Genomic DNA, 23,780 nt, shown 5'->3' on the forward strand with positions numbered 1-23,780 from the left:
CGAAAGAACCACGCCATGACCGATACCAGCCCGTCCGGGTCCGCCCCCGTCCTGGACACCGAGAGCATCCGCGCCGACATCGCCGAACTCCTCGGCGAGGAGCCGGCGGCGGTCGGTGACGACGACGACCTCCGGGACCTCGGGCTCGACTCGATGCGCCTGATGCACCTGATCGAGAAGTGGCGCGCCCGGGGCGCCCGGGTGGACTTCGCCGACCTGGCCGACCTCGGCGCCCCGACCGTCCGGGTGTGGTCCGCCCACCTCTCGGCAGCCTGACCCCCGAGCAGCCCGCGGGGCTCACCCCTCGCCCCGCCCACCGCACGCCCAGCGCCCCCGCGCACGCCACGCAGTACCCCCAAGGAGAACGATGAACACCCGTGCCCTGCCGTCCCGTGGTCTGAGAATCGCCGCCGTCGCCGGTGTCGCCGCCCTCGGCCTCACCGCCTGCGGCTCGAACGGCGACAGCAGGAGCGAGGCCGCCTCCGGTGCGTCCGGCGGGGCCAAGGCCGCCCAGGTGATCGAGGCGACCAACGGCAAGGTCACCGTCCCGGCCGGGGTCAAGCGGATCGTCTCCGTCTCGTACGCCACCGGCGCGCTGCTCGACCTCGGCGTCCAGCCGGTCGGCACCAGCACCATCGACGACAACAACCCGATGGAGCTGCTGCCCTCGCAGACCGAGGCCGCCAAGAAGATCGAGGCCATCGGCTCCGGCATCGAGATCAACGTCGAGAAGGTCGCCTCCCTCAAGCCCGACCTGATCGTGGTCGAGGGCGCCACCGCCTTCGACTGGGGCGTCAGCAAGCTCGAAGGCATCGCGCCGACCCTCTACTTCGGCATCGACAAGCCGGTCGACCTGTACACCGCCCAGGAGAAGATCGCCACGGCCGTGGGCAAGGAGGCCGAGTTCAAGAAGCTGAAGTCGGACTACGACACCAAGGCCGCCAAGATCAAGGCCGACTACGCCGGCAAGCTCAACACCGTCAAGTGGACCATCGCGTCCTCCTACGGCGGCGGCGAGTTCCTCGTCGACACCAGCAGCTCCTGGGTCGGCCGGGTGCTGAGCGACGTGGGCGCCACCTTCTCCCAGGCGTCCGGCGACACCAAGGAGCACGAGGTCACCTACTCGACCGAGAAGCTCGACGTGCTCGCCGACGCCGACATCATCCTGGTGCCCAGGATGGCCGCCACCGGCGAGGTCCCGCAGGACACCAAGGACCTCGACAAGCAGCCGTCCTGGAAGAACCTCAAGGCCGTCCAGGCGAACAAGGTCATCCCGGTCACCTACGCGACCAGCGACCGGTACGGCACCTCGATCGACGTGCTCGGCCAGATCGAGACCATCCTCAAGGGCCTCTAGGCCCCGGCCGGCCCGCCGGGCACGAACCCGGCGGGCCGCCCCGCGCCCCGCGCCCCAGCACCGCGCACACCAGGGCGCACCAGCACACCAGGGCGCACCAGCGCACCAGCACGCACCACCACGCACCACAGCGCACCAGCGAGCGCCCCGGGCTTGCATCGTCGGCGGGGCCGCACCGAACCGGGAAGGGCCGACCATGCCTCAGGCGGGCACCAACACCACGCAGGTCGAGCCGGCCGCAGTCCTCCAGGAGCTGACGGCGGCACAGGCAGGGGTACTCGCCGCACAGCGGATCGACCCGGACAACCCGGCCTACAACGTCGGCCAGTACGTCGAGATCACCGGGCCGTTCGACCCCGCGCTGCTGGAGCGGGCGCTGCGCCGGACCCTCGCCGAGGCCGACGGCCTGCACGTCCGGCTCGCCGAGCACGAGGGCCGCACCGTCCAGCTGCCCACCGCCTTCGACGCCGAGGCCTGGCAGCTGCCCCGGCTCGACACCAGCGCCGCCGCCGACCCGGTGGCCGCCGCCACCGCGCTCGTCCGGGCCCAACTCGCCGTCCCGACCCCGCTGGAGGGCCCCGAGGCCGGCCCGCTGCACGGCGCCCTGCTGGTCCGGGTCGGCGAGCAGCGCCACCTCTGGTTCCAGTGGTTCCACCACCTGGTCGTCGACGGCTACAGCGTCGCGCTCCTCACCCGCCGGGTCGCCGAGGTGTACACCGCCCTCGCCGCCGGCACCGACGTGCCCGACAGCCCGCTGCGCCCGCTCGCCGTCCTGGTGGAGGCCGAGCGCGAGTACCTCGCCGGCCCCGCCGCCGCCGAGGGCCGGGAGTACTGGAACGCCCGCTTCGCGGACCGCCCCGCCGTCGTCGGCCTCACCGAGGCGACCGCCCAGGCCGCGCCCGCCGCCCGGTACCACCGCGTCGAGCTGACCGCCGAGGACTCGGCCGCCGTCCTCGCCTCGGCCCGGGCGGCCCGCGCGACCTGGGCCGAGGCGGCCGCCGCGGCCCTCGCCGGCTACCTGCACCTGATGACCGGGACGCCGGACGTCGTGCTCGGCATGCACTTCATGGCCCGCACCGCCCCGGGCACCCTGCGGGTGCCCGGCATGGCCGTCAACATCCTGCCCGTACGGATCGCCGTCGCCGGGACGGACAGCCACACCGGGCTGATGCGCCGCGCCGCCGCCGAGCTCACCGCGACCCGCCGCCACCAGCGCCACCGGGGCGAGGAGATCCGCCGCGACCTCGGCCTGGTCGGCACCGACCACCGGCTCCACGGGCCGCTGCTCAACATCAAGCCCTTCGACCTCGCGCTGGACTTCGCGGGCAGCCCCGGACAGACCGTCACCCTGGCCTCCGGCCCGGTCGACGACCTCTCGCTGTCCGTCACCAAGACCCCGGACGACCGGCTGGTGCTGGAGTTCGGGGCCAACCCGGAGCTCTACACCCGGGCCGCGCTGGAACTGCACGCCGACCGCTGCGCCGGCCTGCTCGCCCGGCTCGCCGCCGACCCGGAGCGGCCGATCGGCGACCAGCCGCTGCTCGCCGACGCCGAACGGGCCGCCGTGCTGCACGACTGGAACGCCACCGCCCGGGAGGTCCGCGAGGGCACCCTGGTCAGCCGGATCGCCGAGCGCGCCGCCGCCACGCCGCAGGCCCCCGCCGTCGTCTTCGAGGGCGAGACGCTCAGCTACGCCACGCTCGCCGAGCGCTCCGACGCGCTGGCCCGCTCGCTGGTCGCCGCCGGCGCCGGCCCGGAGACCGTGGTCGCCGTGGCCGTGCCGCGCTCCGCCGACCTGATGGTCGCCCTGCTCGCCGTCCTCAGGGCCGGCGCCGCCTACCTGCCGCTGGACGCCGACTACCCGGCCGACCGGCTCGCCCACATGATCGAGGACGCCCGCCCGGTCCGCGTCGTCACCGTCCCCGAGGTGCTGGACCGGCTGCCGGAGAGCGCCCGCGCCGCCGCCGTCCTGATCGGCCCCGGCCACACCCCCGCCGGCGCCACCACGACCGCCCTGCCCGCCGTCGACCCCGACTCCGCGGCGTACGTCATCTACACCTCCGGCTCCACCGGCCGCCCCAAGGGCGTCGTGGTCCCGCACCGCGCCATCGTCAACCGGCTGGCCTGGATGCAGCACGCCTACCGCCTCACCCCCGAGGACCGCGTCCTGCAGAAGACCCCCGCCAGCTTCGACGTCTCGGTCTGGGAGTTCTTCTGGGCGCTCTGCGAGGGCGCCGCCGTCGTCCTGGCCCGCCCCGAGGGCCACAAGGACCCGGCCTACCTCGCCGCCCTGATCGCCGACACGGGCGTCACCACCCTGCACTTCGTGCCGTCCATGCTCCGCGCCTTCCTGGAGGAGCCGACCGCCGCCGCCGGCTGCGGCGGCCTGCGGCGCGCCTTCTGCTCCGGTGAGGCCCTGCCCGGCGACGTCGTCGAGCGCTGGTACGCCGCGCTGCCCGACGTCCCGCTGCACAACCTCTACGGGCCCACCGAAGCGGCCGTCGACGTCACCCACCACCCCACCGAGCCCGGCGCCGGCGTCGTCCCGATCGGACGCCCCGTCTGGAACACCCGCCTGTACGTGCTGGACGCCCGGCTGCGGCCGGTCCCGGTCGGCGTGCCCGGTGAGCTGTACCTGGCCGGCGTCCAGCTGGCCCGCGGCTACCTGGGCCGCCCCGGCCTGACGGCCGAGCGCTTCGTCGCCTCCCCGTTCGCCGACGGCGAGCGGCTCTACCGCACCGGCGACCTCGTCCGCTGGGCCCCCGACGGCACCGTCGAGTACCTCGGCCGCACCGACGACCAGGTCAAGGTCCGCGGCTTCCGGATCGAACTCGGCGAGATCGAGGCCGCCCTGGAGGCGCTGCCCGGGGTCGCCCAGGCCGCCGTCGCCGCCCGCGAGCTCACCCCCGGCGGCGCCCGCCAACTGGTCGGCTACGTCGCCCCGGCCCCCGCCGACCCGGACGACCTGCTGGCCGCCCTGGCCGCCACCCTGCCCGAGCACATGGTCCCGGCCGTCCTGGTCGGCCTCGACGCGCTCCCGCTGAGCCTCAACGGCAAGCTCGACCGCAAGGCGCTGCCGGCCCCCCGGCAGGCCGGCGACGGCGCCGCCCGCGCCCCGCGCACCGAGACCGAGCGGATCCTCACCGACCTCGTCGCCGAGGTCCTCGGCCTGGACACGGTCGGCGTCGACGACAACTTCTTCTCCCTCGGCGGCGACAGCATCTCCGCCATCCAGCTCGGCAGCCGGGCCCGCCGGGCCGGCCTCGCCCTCACCCCCCGGGTGGTCTTCGAACGGCGCACCGTCGCCCGGATCGCCGCCGTCGCCGAGCAGACCGCCCCGGCGGTCCGCCGGCCCGGCGTCGAGGGCACCGGCCCGCTGCCCGCCACCGCGATCAGCTCCTGGCTGCGCGAGCGCGGCGGCCCGGTCACCCGGTTCAGCCAGCACACCGTGGTCACCGTCCCGGCCGGCCTCGACCGCGCCCGGCTCACCGCCGCCCTGGACACCCTGACCGACCACCACGACGCCCTGCGGCTGCGCCTGGACATCGCCGCCGACGGCACCTGGACCCAGCAGATCCGGCCCGCCGGCAGCGCCCCCGCCGCCGAGCGGCTGCGCCACCTCACCGTCGCCCCGGCCGAGCTGTCCGCCGCCGCCGCGATCGAGCGCGAGGCCGCCGTCGACCGGCTCGACCCCGAACAGGGCGTCGTGCTGCAGGCCGTCCACCTGGACGCCGGCCCGGACACCGACGGCCTGCTCGTCCTCGCCGCCCACCACCTGGCCGTGGACGGCGTCTCCTGGCGCATCCTGCTCCCCGACCTGCGCGCCGCCTACGAGGGCCGCCCGCTCGACCCGGTCGCCACCTCGCCGCGCGGCTGGGCCCTCGGCCTCGCCGAGGCGGCCACCGGTGACCGGATCCGCGCCGAACTGCCCGGCTGGCAGGCCGTGCTGGCCGACGGCGCCGGCCCGCTGCTCGGCGACCGCCCGCTCGACCCGGCCCGCGACACCGCCGCCACCACCCGCCGGCTGCGCCTCACGCTGCCCGCCGCCCGCACCGCCCCGCTGCTCACCGCGGTGCCCGCCACCCACCGGGCCGGCGTGGACCACACCCTGCTCGCCGGTCTCGCGCTCGCCCTGCTCGGCCGCCGCCGCGACCGGCACGGCGCCGGCGCCCGCGCCGACCTGCTGCTGCGGCTGGAGGGCCACGGCCGCGAGGACCAGCTCGTCCCCGGCGCCGACACCACCCGCACCGTGGGCTGGCTGACCACCGAGTTCCCGGCCCGCCTCGACCTGGCCGGCCTGGACCTCGACGAGGCGCTGACCGGTGGCGCCGCCGCCGGCCGCGCCCTGGCCCTGGTCAAGGAGCAGCTGCGGGCCCTGCCCAACGCCGGCGCCGGCTACGGCCTGCTCCGCCACCTGGACCCGGTCTCCGGCCCCGCCCTGGCCGACGCCGACCAGCCGCAGCTGCTCTTCAACTACCTCGGCCGCTTCACCGCGGACGGCGCGCACTGGACCGTCGCCCGCGAGGCCGGCGACGCCGTCGCGGCCGGCGCCGACCCCGCGCTGCCCACCGCCCACGCCCTGGAGGTCGGCGCCTTCGTCCACGACGGCCCCGACGGCGCCGAACTCGCCGTCACCCTCTCCTGGCCGCACGGCGTCCTGACCGAGGCGGCCGTCCGCGACATCGCCGAGCGCTGGTTCGCCGCGCTGGACGCCCTCGCCGCGTACGCCGCCCGGCCGGACGCCGGCGGGCTCACCCCCAGCGACGTCCCGCTGGCCGCCGTCAGCCAGCCGCTGCTGGACCGGATCGCGGCCGAACACCCCGGCACCGTCGACGTCCTGCCGCTCTCCCCGCTCCAGGAGGGCCTGCTCTTCCACGCCCTCTACCAGCGCGAGGAGGGCACCGACGACCTCTACACCTCGCTCACCTCGCTGGACCTGCGCGGCCCGCTGGAGCGGCCGGCCCTGCGCCGCGCCGTGGACGCCGTGGTCAACCGGCACTCCGCGCTGCGCTCCGGCTTCACCGCGATCGGCGAGCACCCGCTCCAGCTGGTGGCGGACACCGTCACGGTGCCCTGGACCGAGCACGACCTCACCGCCCTGCCCGCCGGCCGGCGCGACGCCGCGGTCGCCGGGATCGAGGACGAGGAGGCCTCCCGCCGGTTCGACCTCGCCCGGCCGCCGCTGGTGCGCTGCGCGCTCGTCACCCTCGGCGCGGACCACCACCGCCTGGTGCTGACCCGCCACCACATCGTGATGGACGGCTGGTCCACCCCGGTCCTGCTGCGCGAGCTGGTCACCGCCTACGGCGACGGCGGCGCGAGCGCCGCGCTGCCCGCCACCACCCCGTACGCCGACCACCTCGGCTGGCTGGCCGCCCGGGACGCCGGCGCCGACACGCTCGCCTGGCGCGAGGCGCTGGCGGGCCTGGAGGCGCCGACCCTGCTCGCCGACACCCTGGGCCGCCCGGCCGGTGGCCCGGCCGCCGCCGGCGCCGAGATCCACCTGCCGCTGTCCGCCGAGCTCGCGGCGGCGCTCACCGGCACCGCCCGGGCGCACGGACTCACCCTCAACACCCTGGTCCAGGGCGCCTGGGCGATCCTGCTCGGCCGTCTCACCGGCCGCGCGGACGTGGTCTTCGGCGCCACCGTCTCCGGCCGTCCCGGCGACCTGCCCGGCGTGGAGTCCATGGTCGGCCTGTTCAGCAACACCGTGCCGGTCCGCTTCCGCCCCGAGGAGGACGAGCCCGCCGTCGAGGCGCTCACCCGGCTGCAGGCCCAGCAGTCCGCGCTGCTCGACCACCAGTACCTCGGCCTGGCCGACATCCAGGCGCTCGCCGGGCACGGCACCCTCTTCGACACCCTGCTGGTCTTCGAGAACTACCCGGTCGACCCCGACCGGCTGACCGCCCGCGGCCTGCGGGTCGCCGGCATCGGCAACCGGGGCGCCACCCACTACCCGCTGACCGTGCTCACCCTCCCCGGCGAGGCGCCGCGGCTCACCGTCGAGTACCGCGCCGACGTGTTCACCGCCGAGCAGGCCGCCGCCGTCGGCGCCCGCCTGCTGCGGGTGCTGGAGACCGTCGCCACCCGGCCCGGGACGCCCGTCGGCGAGCTGGAGATCCTGGACGGGCGGGAGCGCGACACGCTGCTGCACGGCTGGAACGCCACCGGCCGCGAGGTCCCCGCCGGGACGGTCGTCGACGCCTTCGAGGCCCGCGCCGCCGCCACCCCCGACGACACCGCCGTGGTCTTCGGCGACCGGCGCCTCAGCTACGCCGAGCTGGCCGGGCGGGTCGAGCTGACCGCCCGCCACCTCGCCGCGCTCGGCGCCCGCCCCGGCCGGGTGGTCGGGCTGGCACTGCCCCGCTCGGCCGAGCTGGTGGCCGCCCTGCTCGGGGTGCTGAAGTCGGGCGCCGCGTACCTGCCGGTCGACCTCGACCACCCGGACGAGCGGATCGCGCTGATGCTCGCCGACGCCGAACCGCTGGTCACCCTGACCACCGACGAGGTCGCCCGCACCCGCCCGGTCCTCGCCGGGCACGGCCTGGGCACCCTGACCACCGGCCGGCTCGGCGCGCTGGACGCCGACCCTGTCCGCCCCGACCCCGACGACCTCGCCTACGTCATCCACACCTCCGGCTCCACCGGCCGCCCCAAGGGCGTCCAGGTGCCGCACCGCGGCCTCGCCAACATGCTGGAGCACCACGGCGGGACGGTCTTCGCCCGGGCCGAGCGGGCCGCCGGCGGCCGCCGGCTGCGGGCCGCGCACACCGCGTCGTTCTCCTTCGACTCCTCCTGGGAGCAGCTGCTCTGGCTGATCCGCGGCCACGAGCTGCACGTCTACGGCGAGGACCTGCGCCGCGACCCGCAGGCCCTGGTCGCCCGGCTGCTCGCCGACCGGATCGACACCCTGGACGTCACCCCGTCGTTCGGCCAGCAGCTGGTCGAATGGGGCCTGCTCGACTCGGCGGAGCACCGCCCGCTGCTCTTCCTGGTCGGCGGCGAGGCCGTCGGCGACGCCCTGTGGAGCCGGATCCGCGACACCGAGGGCGTGCTCGGCCACAACTTCTACGGCCCGACCGAGTACACCGTCGACACCCTGGGCGCGGCCCTGGACGAGAGCCCCACCCCGTTCGTCGGCCGGCCGATCGGCAACACCCGGGTCTACGTGCTGGACGCCCGGCTGCGGCCCGTCCCGGCCGGGGTCCCCGGCGAGCTGTACATCGCCGGCGAGGGCCTGGCCCGCGGCTACGGCAACCGCCCCGGCCTGACCGCCGGCCGCTTCGTCGCCTGCCCGTTCGGCGACGGCATGGGGGCACCCCCGGCCGGAGGCGGGGCGAGGATGTACCGCACCGGCGACGTGGTCCGCTGGCGCGGCGACGGCACGCTGGACTACCTGGGCCGCGACGACGACCAGGTGAAGATCCGCGGCTTCCGGATCGAGCCGGGCGAGGTCGAGGCCGCGCTGGCCGCCCTGCCCGGCGTGGCCCAGGCCGCCGTGCTGGCCCGCGCCACCGCCACCGGCGTCAAGCGGCTGATCGGCTACGTCGTGCCCGCCCCCGGCGGCGAGGCCGACCCGGCCGCCCTGCGCCGGACGCTGGCCGGGTCGCTGCCCGAGTACATGGTCCCGGCCGCGATCGTGCCGCTGCCGGTGCTGCCGCTGAACGTCAACGGCAAGCTGGACCGGCACGCCCTGCCCGAGCCGGAGGCGAGCGCCTTCGCGGCGCCCGCCGGCCGCGCCCCGCGCGACGAGCGCGAGGCCGTGGTCTGCGGCGTCTTCGCCGAGGTGCTCGGCCTGCCGCAGGCCGGGGTCGAGGACGACTTCTTCGACCTCGGCGGCCACTCGCTGCTCGCCACCCGCGTGGTCGGCCGGCTCCGCGCCGCGCTGCGGGTCGAGGTCGCCGTGCGGGACCTCTTCGAGAGCCGCACCGCCGCGGCCCTGGCCGCCCGGCTGGCCACCGCCGCCACCGGCCGCCCCGCCCCGGCCGCGCGGCCCCGCCCCGAGCCGCTGCCGCTCTCCGCCGCGCAGGCCCGGCTCTGGTTCCTGTACCGGCTGGAGGGCCCCAGCACCGCGTACACCATCCCGTGCGCGCTGCGGATCGACGGCGCCGTCGACACCGACGCGCTGCGCGCCGCCTTCGCGGACATCCTGGCCCGGCACGAGGCGCTGCGGACGGTCTTTCCCGACCGGGACGGCCGGCCCCACCAGCGGATCCTGACCCCCGAGCAGGCCGGCGTGCCCTTCACCGTGGAGGAGGTCGCCGCGGGCCGGCTCGACCGGGCGGTCGCCGCCGCCGGCGCCTACGCCTTCGAGCTCGCCGAGGAGATCCCGGTCCGCGCCACCCTCCTCCGCACCGGGCCGCAGCGGTCGGTGCTGAGCGTCGCGCTGCACCACATCGCGGGCGACGAGTGGTCCGAGGGGGTGCTGCTGCGCGACCTTGACCACGCCTACGCCGCCCGCCTGGCCGGCACGGCGCCGGTCTTCGAGCCGCTGCCGCTCCAGTACGCGGACCACGCGCTCTGGCAGGCCGACCTGCTCGCCGACCAGGACGGCAGCGCCGCCACCCAGGCCCGCTACTGGACGCGGCGGCTGGCCGACCTGCCGGCCGAACTCGCCCTGCCGACCGACCGGCCGAGGCCCGCCGAGGCCACCGGCCGGGGCGGCGCGGTACGGCTGCGGCTGCCCGACGCCCTCCACCGGGCGCTGCGCGGCTACGCCCAGCGCAGCGGCGCGACCCCGTTCATGGTCACCCAGGCGGCCGCCGCGCTGCTGCTCGGCGGGCTCGCCGGCACCACCGACGTGGCGCTCGGCACCCCGGTCGCCGGGCGCGCCGACGAGGTGCTGGAGCCGGTCGTCGGCTTCTTCGTCAACACCCTGGTGCTGCGTCACGACCTCTCCGGCGAGCCGACCTTCGACGACCTGGTGGCCCGCGCCCGGGAGACCGTGCTGGGCGCGCTCGCCCACCAGGACCTGCCGTTCGACCGGCTGGTCGAGATCGTCAACCCGGAGCGCTCGCTCGGCCGCCACCCGCTGTTCCAGGTGATGGTCCAGCACCGCAAGGAGGCCGGCGGCCTGGACCGCCTGCTGGGCGCCCGCACCACGCTGCTGCCCGACCCGGTGCACGCGGCCCGCTTCGACCTGGCCTTCACCTTCGTGGAGTCCGCCGACGGCGACCACACCGACCTGACCGTCATCTACGCCGACGACCTGTTCCACCGCTCCACCGGCCGGCTCTTCGGCGCCCGCCTGCTGCGGGTGCTGGAGCAGGCGCTGGCCGCGCCGGACCGCCCGGCCGCCCGGGTCGAGCTGACCGGCGCCCAGGAGCGCCGCGGCCTCGCGGGGGAGTGGAACGCCACCGACCGCGAGGTGGCGCCGGGCACCCTGGTGACCCGGATCGCCGAGCGGGTCGCCGCCACGCCCGACGCGGTCGCGGTGGCCTTCGAGGGAGCGGAGCTGACTTACCGCGGCCTGGACGAGCGGGCCGGCCGGCTGGCCCGCGTGCTCGCCGCGCACGGCGCCGGACCGGACCGGATCGTCGCGGTCGCCGTGCCGCGCTCGGTCGAGCTGATGGTCGCCCTGCTCGCGGTGCTCAAGTCCGGCGCCGCCTACCTGCCGCTGGACACCGAGTACCCGGCGGACCGGCTGGCCGCGATGGTCGAGGACGCCGCCCCGGTCTGCGTGCTCACCCTGCCCGGCACGGCCGGCGCGCTGCCGGTCGTCCCCGGCGTGCCGGTGCTCGGCGTCGACGCCGACGGGCCGCAGGCCGAGCCGGTCGCCCCGGAGCCGGAGCACCCCGCCTACGTGATCTTCACCTCCGGCTCGACCGGCCGCCCCAAGGGCGTCGTCGTCCCGCACCGGGCGATCGTCAACCGGCTCGACTGGATGCGCGAGGTCTACAGCATCGCCCCGCAGGACCGGATCCTGCAGAAGACCCCGGCCGGCTTCGACGTGTCGGTCTGGGAGTTCTTCCTGCCGCTGGTCAGCGGCGCCCGGGTGGTCCTGGCCAGGCCCGGCGGCCACCGGGAGCCGGAGTACCTGGCCGCGCTCGCCGCCGGCGCGGGCATCTCCACCGCGCACTTCGTGCCCTCGATGCTCACCGCCTTCACCGCGGTGGCCGAGGCCGACCGCACCGTCCGGGACCGCTTCGCCGGTGTGCGCCGGGTGTTCTGCTCCGGCGAGGCGCTGCCGCCCGCGGCGGTCGAGCGCTTCGCGGCCCTCTGGCCGCAGATCGAGCTGCACAACCTCTACGGGCCCACCGAGGCCGCCGTGGACGTCACCTACCACCGCGCCTGGGCCGGCTCCGGCGTCGTCCCGATCGGACGCCCCGTCTGGAACACCCGCCTGTACGTGCTGGACGCCCGGCTGCGGCCGGTCCCGGTCGGCGTGCCCGGCGAGCTGTACCTGGGCGGTGTCCAGCTGGCCCGCGGCTACCTGGGCCGGCCCGGCCTGAGCGCCGGCCGGTTCGTCGCCGACCCGTTCGCCCGGGGCGAGCGCATGTACCGCACCGGAGACCTGGTCCGGCGGCTGGTCGACGGCGAGGTCGAGTACCTCGGCCGCACCGACGACCAGGTGAAGATCCGCGGCTTCCGGATCGAACTCGGCGAGGTGGAGGCCGCGCTGGCCGCCGCACCGGGCGTGGCCCAGGCGGCCGTCGCCGCCCGCGCCGTCACCGAGGGCGGCGCCCGCCAGCTGTTCGGCTACGTCGTCCCGCAGCCGGGCGCCTCGGTCGGCGGCGACGCCGTCCGCGTGGCGGTGGCCGCGGTGCTGCCCGAGCACATGGTCCCGGCCGCCGTCACCGTGCTGGACGCGCTGCCGCTGAGCGTCAACGGCAAGCTCGACCGCAAGGCGCTGCCCGACCCGGCCCGCCGCGCGGCCGCCGCCCCCGCGGCGGCCGGGCAGACTCCGGGCCGCTCGCTGGCCAGGGTCTTCGCCGAGGTGCTGGGCCTGCCCGAGGTCGGCGAGGAGGAGAACTTCTTCGCCCTCGGCGGCGACAGCATCGTCTCCATCCAGCTGGTCAGCCGGGCCCGCGCGGCCGGCTTCCCGATCGCCGCCAAGGACGTCTTCCAGTACCCGACTCCGGCCGCGCTGGCCGCCGCCAAGGGCCTGGGCACGCCCGCCCCCGCCGGCCCGTCGGCCTTCGCGCCGCCCGCCGACGGCGAGCTGCCCGCCCTGCCGGTGGTGCACTGGCTGCGCGAACGCGGCGGCCCGATCGACCGGTTCAACCAGTCCGTCCTGCTGACCGTCCCGGCCGGGCTGCGGGAGCAGCCCCTGCGGGACGCGCTGGCGGCCCTCGCCACCCGCCACCCGGCGCTGCGGCTGCGGCTGGACCGCACCGACGGCCTCTGGACCCAGGAGGTCCTGGCCGCCGACGCGGCCCCCGCCCTGACCGACCCGCGCACCCTGCGCCGGGTCGACGCCCGGGCCGCGCGGGAGGCGGGACCCGCCGGGTGGACCGCCCTGCTGACCCGCGAGGCGGACGCGGCCGCGGCGGCGCTCGACCCCGGCACCGGCCGGGTCCTAGGCGCCGTCTGGTTCGACGCCGGCCCGGACACCGACGGCCGGCTGCTGCTGACCGTCCACCACCTCGCCGTGGACGGCGTCTCCTGGCGCACCCTGCTGCCCGGCCTGCGCACCGCCTACGAGGCGCTGGCGGCCGGCGGCCGCCCGGCCCTCGAACCGGAGGCCCACAGCCTGCGGGCCTGGTCCGAGCAGCTGCTCGCGCACGCCCACGAGCGCGGCCGGATCGCCGAGGCCAGGCAGTGGCGGGAGGTCCTCGACGGTCCGGCCGGGCCGCTCGGCGGCCTCACCGCCGACCCGGCCCGGGACACCGTCGCCACCCTGCGCACGCTGCGCCGCACCCTGCCCGCCGACCGCACCGAGCCGCTGCTGACCGTCCTGCCGCAGTCCTTCGGCGCCGGCGTGGACGACGTGCTGCTGGCCGGCCTCGCCCTCGGCGTGGCCGCCGCCCGCCCGGGCGCCGCACCGGCCGTCCGGGTCGACCTGGAGGGCCACGGCCGGGGCGGCAGCGAGGCGGCCGGGCTCACCCCTGACCTCGCCCGCACCGTCGGCTGGTTCACCACCGTGCACCCCGTCCGGCTCGACCTGACCGGGCTGGACCCGGCCGAGGCGATGACCGGCGGCGCGCTCACCGGCCAGGCGCTCAAGCAGGTCAAGGAGCAGCTGCGGGCCGCCCCCGACCGGGGCCTGGGCTTCGGCCTGCTGCGCCACCTCAACGCGCAGACCGCGCCGCTGCTGGCCGCGGTGCCCCGCTCCGAGGTGCTGTTCAACTACCGCGGCCGGACGGACACCGGCGCCGGACCGCAGGGCGGCTGGGCGTTCGCCCCGCAGGACGAGCGCACCGCCGTCGCCGCCGCGGCCGGCCCCGACCGGCTGATGCCGGCCGGCTACCCGCTGGAGATCGACGCGGTCGTCGCCCCCGGCCCCGACGGCCGCCCGGAGCTGACGGTCGAGTGGAGCTGGCCGGGTGCGCTGTTCGGCGAGGACGAGGTGGCGGCGCTGGCCGCCTCCTGGTTCGCCGCGCTCGACGCGCTCGCCCGGCACGCCGCCGGCGGCGACGCGGGCGGGGTGACGCCGTCCGACCTCGACCTCGTCCGGCTCAAGCAGACCCAGATCGACCGGCTGGAGTCGCGGCTGCGCAGGCGCCGCCGATGAGCCGCGAACCGGGCGGCGCCGCCGCCCCCGACCCCACCGACCGCCACCCCACCCCCAGGACCGAGAACCCCGTGACGAACGACTCCACCGCACCGATCGACGACTCGCAGGCCCAGGCCCCGGCCGCGTCGGCCCTGGAGGACGTCTACCCGCTCTCCTCCTTGCAGGAGGGGCTGCTCTTCCACGCGCTCTACGACGACGAGGCGCGCGACGTCTACGTCGTGCAGTCGCACCTCGACCTGGCCGGCCCGGTCGACGGCGCCCGGCTGGCCGCCGCCGTCGACGCGCTGCTGGTGCGGCACGCCAACCTGCGCGCCGGGTTCTGGTACGAGGACCCGGAGGCGGTCGTCCAGTTCGTCCAGCGCGAGGTGGAGACCCCGCTGCGGGTGGTCGACCTGACCGCCCCGGCCGGGGCGGAGCAGGACGCCGCGGTACTGGCCGCGATGGACGAGGACTGGCACCACCGGTTCGAGCTGGACGCCCCGCCGCTGCTGCGGCTGGCCCTGCTCCGGCTGGGGCCGGACCGCTCCCGGCTCGTCATCACCTGCCACCACCTGCTGCTCGACGGCTGGTCGATGCCGATCCTGGTGCGCGAGCTGCTGGCGCTCTACGGGTCGGCCGGCGACCTCGCCGCGCTGCCCGCCGTCCGCCCCTACAAGGACCACCTGGCGCTGCTCGCCACCCGCGACACCGCCGCCGCCGAGGCCGCCTGGGGCGCCGCGCTGGCCGGCTTCGCCCAGACCCACCCGGTCGCGCCGGGCGCCGGCGTCGCCACCGCCGTCGAACCGGCCGTGGTCACCCTGCACGCCGAGCGCGAGCTCTCCGCCGCCGTCGCCGAGGCCGCCCGCGGCCGGGGCCTGACCCTCGGCAACCTCGCCCACACCCTCTGGGGCGTCCTGCTCGGCTCGCTCACCGGCACCGCCGACGTGGTCTTCGGCACCACCGTCTCCGGCCGCCCCGACGACCTGCCCGGCGCCGACACCATGGTCGGCCTCTTCATCAACACCGTGCCGGTGCGCGTGCGGCTCGCCCCCGGCGCCACCCTGGCCGGCGCCGCCGCCGCCGTCCAGCGCGAGCAGGCCGAGCTGATCGCCCACCAGCACCTCGGCCTCGGCGTCATCCAGCGGCTCGCCGACGTCGAGGGCGCGCTGTTCGACACCCTGCTCGTGGTCGAGAACTACCAGGGCGGCGGCGACGCGCTCCGCACGAGCCTGGGCACCGTCGAGGGCCTGGCCGTCACCGCGCTCGGCGCCCGCGACGCCACCCACTACCCGCTGGGCCTGACCGTGCTGCCCGGCGAGCGACTGCGGCTGGAGCTGGAGTACCGGCCCGAGCTGTTCACCGAGGCCGAGGCCGGCCGGATCGCCGACCGCTTCCTGCGCCTGCTCGCCGCGTTCGCCGCCGACCCGGACACCCCGCTCGCCCGGCTGGACCTGCTCGACGCCGCCGAGCGCGCCGCGCTGCCCGCCACCGTCTCCGGCGGCGAGCACCGCGTCCCGGACGCCACCGCCGCCGACCTGTTCGCCGACCGGGCCGCCCGCACCCCGGATGCCCGGGCCCTGGTCGGCCCCGGCCTGACCGGCGGCCCGGCCCCCGTCCAGCTCTCCTTCGCCGAACTGGACGCCGCCGCCGACCGGCTGGCCCGGCTGCTGCGCGCCCACGGCCTGGGCGCCGACGACATCGCCGCCCTCGCGCTGCCGCGCTCCGCCGAGTCGGTCACCGCGCTGCTCGCCGTCCTGCGGGCCGGCGCCGCCTACCTGCCGATCGACCTCGACCACCCGGACGAGCGGCTCGCCCTGCTCCTGGCGGACGCGCGCCCCGCCGTCGTCCTGACCACCGCCCAGGTCGCCGCCCGGCTGCCCGAGGTGCCCGGCGCCGCCGTCCTGCTGCTGGACGACCCGCGGACCGCCGCCGACCTCGCCGCGCTGCCCGCCGGCCCGCTCACCGACGCCGAGCGCGGCGGTCCCGTCCACCCCGACGCCGCCGCGTACGTCATCCACACCTCCGGCTCCACCGGCCGGCCCAAGGGCGTGGTGATCCCGCACCGCGGCCTCGGCAACCTGATCCAGGACCACCTGGCCACCACCTTCGCCGACGCGCTGCGCGCCACCGGCCGGGCCCGGCTGCGCGCCCTGCACACCGCCTCGTTCTCCTTCGACTCCTCGTGGGAGCAGCTGATCTGGCTGATCGGCGGCCACGAGCTGCACGTCCTCGGCGAGGACGACCGCCGGGACGCCGAGGCGGTGGTCGGCTACACCCGCGCCCACCGCGTCGACGCCCTCGACGTCACCCCCTCGTACGCCCAGCAGCTGCTCGACAGCGGCCTGCTGGCCGGCGAGCACCGCCCGGCGGTGCTGCTGCTCGGCGGCGAGGCGCTGCCCGAGCCACTCTGGACCAGGCTGCGCGGCGAGGCGGGCGTCACCGCCGTCAACTACTACGGCCCGACCGAGTTCACCGTCGACGCCCTGGTCGCCGACCTCGCGGACAGCGCCGCCCCGGTCATCGGCCGCCCGCTGCGCGGGACCCGCGCCCACGTGCTGGACGGCCTGCTGCGGCCGGTCCCGGCCGGCGTGCCCGGTGAGCTGTACCTGGCCGGCCCGCAGCTGGCCCGCGGCTACCTGGACCGGCCCGGCCTGACCGCCGGCCGGTTCGTCGCCGACCCGTTCGCCCCGGGTGAGCGCATGTACCGCACCGGAGACCTGGTCCGCCGCCGGGCCGACGGCGAGGTCGAGTACCTCGGCCGCACCGACGACCAGGTGAAGATCCGCGGCTACCGGATCGAACTCGGCGAGATCGAGGCCGCGCTGGCCGGGCAGCCGGGCGTGGCCCAGGCCGCCGTGCTGGTCCGGCCCGGCGCCGTCCGGCGCATCGTCGCCTACGTCGTCCCCGCCAAGGGCGCCCCGCTCGACACCGAGGAACTCCACCGGGCGCTCGCCGCCCGGCTGCCGGAGTACATGGTGCCGTCCGCCTTCGCCGTGCTGGACGCGCTGCCGCTGACCGTCAACGGCAAGCTCGACCGGGCCGCACTGCCCGACGAGGCGCTCGCCTACACCGGCCTGGCGGCCGGCCGGGACGCCGGCTCCGAGACCGAGCAGCTGCTCTGCGACCTGTACGCGGAGGTCCTCGGCCTGCCGCGGGCCGGCGTCGAGGACGACTTCTTCCGCCTCGGCGGCGACAGCATCTCCTCGATCCGGCTGATCGGCGCCGCCCGCGCCGAGGGGCTCTCGCTCAGCCCGCGCGACGTGTTCGAGCGCCGCACCCCGGCCGCCCTCGCCGAGCTGGCCGACCGCCGCGAGGCGGCCGGCGCCGCCCCGGAGCTGCCCGAGCTGCCCCCGGCGACCGAGGCCGAACTGGCCCTCGTCCGCGCCGCCGTGCCCAAGCTGGAGATCGAGGACGTCTGGCCGGTCTCCCCGCTCCAGGAGGGCCTGCTCTTCGAGGCCGGGTACGACGAGCAGGCGCTGGACGTCTACACCTCGCGCGACGTGCTCTCGCTGACCGCCCGGATCCCGCTGGAGGTGCTGCGCGCCGCGGTGGCCGCCGTGCTGGACGGCCACCCCAACCTGCGGGCCGGCTTCCTCCAGGAGGGCCTGGAGCGCCCGGTGCAGTTCCTGCCGCGCGCCGTCGACGTCCCGCTCACCGAGGTCGACCTGTCGGCGCTCGGCACGGACGACTTCGAGGCCGAACTGCGCCTCCTCAAGGAGCGCGAGGCGTTCACCCGCTTCGACCTCGCCGCGCCGCCGCTGCTGCGGCTGGTCTCGGTGCTCGCCCCCGACGGCGGCCAGCGCGTCCTGATCACCAACCACGCGCTGCTCTGGGACGGCTGGTCCTCCGGGCTCTTCCTCCAGGAGGTGCTGACCCGCTGCGCCGGCGAGCGCCCGCCGGCCGCCGGTCTGCCCTACCGGGACTTCCTGCGCTGGCTGGCCGGCCAGGACCAGGAGGCCGGCCGGGCCGCCTGGCGCTCCGCGCTGGAGGGCCTGGCCGAGCCGACGCTGCTCGCCCCGCAGGCCCGCGAGCGGGCCGCGCTGCTGCCGGAGGAGGTCGTCGTCGAGGCCCCCGCCGGGCTCGGCGAGCGGCTGGCCGCCTTCGGCCGGGAGCACGGCCTGACCCTCAACACCGTGCTCTCCGGCGCCTGGGGCCTGCTGCTGGCCGGTCTGACGGCCCGCGAGGACGTGGTGTTCGGCGCCACCGTCTCCGGCCGCCCGGCCGAGCTGCCCGGCATCGACGCCACCATCGGCATGTTCCTCAACACGGTGCCGGTCCGGGCCCGGCTGGACGGCGAGGAGGGCGTCGCCGCGTTCCTCACCCGCCTCCAGGACGAGCAGAGCGCCCTGCTGGCGCACCACCAGACCGGGCTGGGCGAGATCCAGCGCGGCACCGGCTTCGGCCGGCTGTTCGACACCCTCCAGGTGCTCCGCAACACCCCGGCCGACGAGGGCCTGCGGGACCGCCTGCGCGAGCGCCTCGGCCTGCGCCAGGTGACGGACGTCGACGCGACGCACTTCCCGCTGATCTTCATCACCAACCCCGGCGAGCACCTCACCTTCGAGTGGAAGTACCGCCCGGACGTCTTCGAGCGGGCCGTCGTCGAGGAGCACGCCGAGCGGCTGCTGGCCCTCCTGGAGCAGATCCTGGAGCGCCCCGACCGCCCGGTTCGCACCTTGGATGTGTTGACGGTGCGTGAGCGCGGTCTGGTGTTGGGGGAGTGGGTGGCGACGGGTCGTGGGTTGCCGGGGGCGACGGTGGCGGATCTGTTGGCGGAGCGTGCGGTGGCGGTGCCGGGTGAGACGGCGTTGGTGTTCGGTGGGGTGTCGTGGTCGTACGCGGAGTTGGATGCCCGGGTGAACCGGTTGGCGCGGTTGTTCGTGGCGCGGGGGGCGGGGCCGGAGAGGGTGGTGGCGCTGGGGTTGCCGCGTTCGCTGGAGATGGTGGCGGCGTTGTTCGCGGTGCTGCGGACGGGTGCGGCGTATCTGCCGTTGGAGCTGGACTATCCGGTGGAGCGGTTGGCGTTCATGGTGGAGGACACCGCTCCGGTCTGCCTGGTGACGGATTCGACGGCCGCGGGTCGGATGCCGTCGTTCGGGGGTGTGCTGTTGTTGGACTCGCCGGAGGTGGTGGCGGAGTTGGCGGCGTTGCCGGAGGGTCCGCTGGGTGTGGTGGTGGATCAGGACAGTCCGGCGTATGTGATCTTCACCTCGGGTTCGACGGGTCGGCCGAAGGGTGTGGTGACGCCGTACCGGGGTCTGACGAACAGGCAGTTGAACCATCGTGAGGCGATCTTCGATCCGGTGGTCGAGTCCGCGGGGGGTCGCCGGCTGCGGATCGCGCACACCGTCTCGTTCTCCTTCGACATGTCCTGGGAGGAACTGCTCTGGCTGGTCGAGGGCCATGAGGTGCACGGCCTGGACGAGGCCCTGCGCCGCGACGCCCAGGGCCTGGCCGACTACTTGGACGTCCACGGGATCGATGTCATCAACGTGACGCCCTCGTACGCGCAGGCGCTGGTGGAGGCCGGTCTGCTGGACGAGGACCGGCACCGTCCGGTGCTGGTGCTGCTGGGTGGTGAGGCGGTGGCGGAGACGCTCTGGACCAGGCTGCGCGAGACGCCGGGAGTCATGGGTTACAACTTGTACGGGCCGACCGAGTACACCATCAACACCCTCGGTGGCGGGACGCTGGACTCGCCGACCGCGACGGTGGGCCGGCCGATCTGGAACACCCGGGCGTACGTCCTGGACGCCTGTCTGCGGCCGGTTCCGGTGGGTGTGGCGGGCGAGCTGTATGTGTCGGGGGTGGGTCTGGCGCGGGGTTACCTCAACCGGGCGGGGCTGACGGCGGAGCGTTTCGTCGCGGACCCGTTCGGCGAGCCCGGGGGCCGGATGTACCGCACCGGCGATGTGGTGCGCTGGCGTCAGGACGGGCTGCTGGACTTCCTCGGCCGTGCCGACGACCAGGTGAAGATCCGCGGCTACCGGGTCGAGCCCGGCGAGATCGAGGACGCCATCGCCCTGGACCCGGCCGTGGCCCAGGCCGCCGTGCTGGTCCGCGAGGACACCCCCGGCGTCAAGCGCCTGGTCGCCTACCTCGTCCCCGCCGCGACGGCCGTGGACCTCGCCGCCGTTCGCAACGAACTCGCCGCCCTGCTGCCCGAGTACATGGTGCCGTCGGCGTTCGTGCTGCTCGACGAGCTGCCGCTGACCGTCAACGGCAAGCTCGACCGCAAGGCCCTCCCCGCGCCCGCCGGCACCGGGACCGGCCCCGGCCGCGCCCCGCGCGACGCCCGGGAGGAGATCCTCTGCGGCGCCTTCGCCGAGGTGCTCGGCCTCGCCGAGGTCGGCCCCGAGGACCACTTCTTCGACCTCGGCGGCCACTCCCTGCTGGCCACCCGGCTGATCGGCCGGGTCCGCGCGCTGCCCGGCGGCGCCGGGCTCACCGTCCGCGACCTCTTCGAGGCACCCACCCCGGCCGGCCTCGCCCACCGGGCCGGCGCCGGCGACGACCCGCGCCCCGCCCTGGGCCGCCGCGAGCGCCCGGCCGACCTGCCGCTCTCGCACGCCCAGCGCCGGATGTGGTTCCTGCAGAACCTCGACGACTCGGGCGCCACCTACAACGTGCCCCTGGTGGTGCGGGTCACCGGACCGCTGGACCGGGCCGCCCTCGGCGCCGCCGTCCGCTCGGTGACGCAGCGGCACGAGAGCCTGCGCACCGTCTTCACCGAGCGCGACGGCGACGTCCACCAGCGGATCCTGGAGGCCCCGGCGGCCGAGGCGGCCGTGCACCTGGTCCGCTCCTCCGAGTCGACGCTGGACGCCGACCTCCGGAGCGCCGTCCGGTACGGCTTCGACCTCTCCGCCGAACTGCCGCTGCGGGTCAGCCTGCTGGAGCTCGGCCCGGAGGACCACGTGGTGGTGGTGCTCTTCCACCACATCGCGGGCGACGAGTGGTCGATGCTCCCCTTCATCGAGGACCTCACCGGCGCCTACGCGGCGCACACCGACGGCCGCACCCCCGACTGGGCGCCGCTGCCGGTCCAGTACGCCGACTACACGCTCTGGCAGCAGGAGCTGCTCGGCTCGCCCGAGGACGAGCGGAGCCTGCACGCCCGGCAGGCCGGGTACTGGAAGCAGGCACTCGCCGGGCTGCCGGAGGAGCTGCCGCTGCCGACCGACCACCCGCGCCGTCCGGTGGCCGGCTACCGCGGCGACACCGTGCGCGGCCAGGTCCCCCCGGCCGTCTACCGCGGTCTGCGCGAGGCCGCCCGGGCGACCGGCACCACCACCTTCATGGTGCTCCAGGCGGCCGTGGCCACCCTGCTGCACCGCCTGGGCGCCGGCACGGACATCCCCCTCGGGGCGCCCGTCGCCGGGCGTTCCGACAGCGCGCTGGACGGGCTGGTCGGCTTCTTCGTCAACACGCTGGTCCTGCGCAACGACCTGTCCGGCGACCCGACCTTCGCCGAGCTGCTGACCCGCACCCGGGACACCGACCTGGCGGCCTTCGCCCACCAGGACCTGCCGTTCGACCGGCTGGTCGAGGCGGTCAACCCGCCGCGCGTGCCCGGCCGGCACCCGCTGTTCCAGGTGATGCTCGGCTACCAGCACAACGACGGCCAGGCCGGACGCCTGCTCGGCCTGGAGAGCCGGATCCTGCCCTTCGAGCTGGGCGCCGCGAAGTTCGAACTCGACTTCAACTTCGAGGAGACCTCCACCACGGAGGAGATCGACATCGCCTTCGAGTACGCGGCCGACCTCTACGACCGCACCACCGCCGAGGCCCTGGTCGAGCGACTGCTGGCCCTGCTGGAGCAGGTCGCGGCCGACCCGGGCCGCCGGATCGGCGCCCTGGATGTGTTGACGGTGCGTGAGCGCGGTCTGGTGTTGGGGGAGTGGGTGGCGACGGGTCGTGGGTTGCCGGGGGCGACGGTGGCGGATCTGTTGGCGGAGCGTGCGGTGGCGGTGCCGGGTGAGACGGCGTTGGTGTTCGGTGGGGTGTCGTGGTCGTACGCGGAGTTGGATGCCCGGGTGAACCGGTTGGCGCGGTTGTTCGTGGCGCGGGGGGCGGGGCCGGAGAGGGTGGTGGCGCTGGGGTTGCCGCGTTCGCTGGAGATGGTGGCGGCGTTGTTCGCGGTGCTGCGGACGGGTGCGGCGTATCTGCCGTTGGAGCTGGACTATCCGGTGGAGCGGTTGGCGTTCATGGTGGAGGACACCGCTCCGGTCTGCCTGGTGACGGATTCGACGGCCGCGGGTCGGATGCCGTCGTTCGGGGGTGTGCTGTTGTTGGACTCGCCGGAGGTGGTGGCGGAGTTGGCGGCGTTGCCGGAGGGTCCGCTGGGTGTGGTGGTGGATCAGGACAGTCCGGCGTATGTGATCTTCACCTCGGGTTCGACGGGTCGGCCGAAGGGTGTGGTGACGCCGTACCGGGGTCTGACGAACATGCAGTTGAACCATCGTGAGGCGATCTTCGATCCGGTGGTCGAGTCCGCGGGTGGTCGCCGGCTGCGGATCGCGCACACCGTCTCGTTCTCCTTCGACATGTCCTGGGAGGAACTGCTCTGGCTGGTCGAGGGCCATGAGGTGCACGTCCTGGACGAGGCCCTGCGCCGCGACGCCCAGGGCCTGGCCGACTACTTGGACGTCCACGGGATCGATGTCATCAACGTGACGCCCTCGTACGCGCAGGCGCTGGTGGAGGCCGGTCTGCTGGACGAGGACCGGCACCGTCCGGTGCTGGTGCTGCTGGGTGGTGAGGCGGTGGCGGAGACGCTCTGGACCAGGCTGCGCGAGACGCCGGGAGTCATGGGTTACAACTTGTACGGGCCGACCGAGTACACCATCAACACCCTCGGTGGCGGGACGCTGGACTCGCCGACCGCGACGGTGGGCCGGCCGATCTGGAACACCCGGGCGTACGTCCTGGACGCCTGTCTGCGGCCGGTTCCGGTGGGTGTGGCGGGCGAGCTGTATGTGTCGGGGGTGGGTCTGGCGCGGGGTTACCTCAACCGGGCGGGGCTGACGGCGGAGCGTTTCGTCGCGGACCCGTTCGGCGAGCCCGGGGGCCGGATGTACCGCACCGGCGATGTGGTGCGCTGGCGTCAGGACGGGCTGCTGGACTTCCTCGGCCGTGCCGACGACCAGGTGAAGATCCGCGGCTACCGGGTCGAGCCCGGCGAGATCGAGGACGCCATCGCCCTGGAGGCGGCCGTGGCCCAGGCCGCCGTGGTGGTCCGCGAGGACACCCCCGGCGTCAAGCGCCTGGTCGCCTACCTGGTGCCGGGTGAGGGTACCCTTATCGAGGCCGCCGCGGTCCGGCGTATGCTGGCCGCCCGGCTGCCCGAGTACATGGTGCCGTCGGCGTTCGTGGTGCTCGACGAGCTGCCGCTGACCGTCAACGGCAAGCTCGACCGCAAGGCCCTCCCCGCGCCCAGCGCCACCGACTTCACCGCGTCGGGACCGCTGCGCGGACCGAGGTACCCGAGCGAGCAGGCCGTGCACGCGGCGTTCACCGACGTGCTGGGCCTGCCCGCACTCGGGATCGACGAGAACTTCTTCGACCTCGGCGGCCACTCGCTGCTCGCGATGTCGCTGCTCCAGCGGATCCGGGCGGAGTTCGCCGGTGACTTCGGCCTCGCCGACCTGCTGGCCCGGCCGACCGTGGCGGCGCTCGCCGAGTTCCTCGTCGACCGTCTGGTCACGGCCTCGCTCGGCGAGGAGCCTGAGAGCACGCCGGCCTGTTCCGGCTGACCGCCCGTCCACC

4 protein-coding genes are annotated in these 23,780 nt (G+C 75.9%); all 4 read left to right on the forward strand.

What is annotated here, in order from left to right; translation table 11 throughout:
- Positions 1 to 15 precede the first annotated feature (15 nt).
- The gene (locus tag ACFWA9_RS10425; protein WP_359810970.1) at positions 16 to 276 is read left to right on the forward strand and encodes a phosphopantetheine-binding protein; all 261 of its coding nucleotides are present in this window, start codon (positions 16 to 18) and stop codon (positions 274 to 276) included.
- A 91-nt stretch (positions 277 to 367) separates the two neighbouring features.
- Positions 368 to 1,357, forward strand: coding sequence for an ABC transporter substrate-binding protein (locus ACFWA9_RS10430; RefSeq protein ID WP_352290082.1), 990 nt, complete (start codon positions 368 to 370; stop codon positions 1,355 to 1,357).
- Between the two features lie 196 nt (positions 1,358 to 1,553).
- Entirely contained in the window at positions 1,554 to 14,030 is a 12,477-nt protein-coding gene (locus ACFWA9_RS10435) for an amino acid adenylation domain-containing protein (RefSeq protein ID WP_380385366.1), read from the forward strand.
- Positions 14,027 to 23,767, forward strand: coding sequence for an amino acid adenylation domain-containing protein (locus ACFWA9_RS10440; RefSeq protein WP_380385369.1), 9,741 nt, complete (start codon positions 14,027 to 14,029; stop codon positions 23,765 to 23,767). Before ACFWA9_RS10435 ends, ACFWA9_RS10440 begins: the two co-directional genes overlap by 4 nt.
- Positions 23,768 to 23,780: the final 13 nt, after the last annotated feature.

Source organism: Kitasatospora sp. NPDC059973 (assembly GCF_042737525.1).
Lineage (GTDB): Bacteria > Actinomycetota > Actinomycetes > Streptomycetales > Streptomycetaceae > Kitasatospora.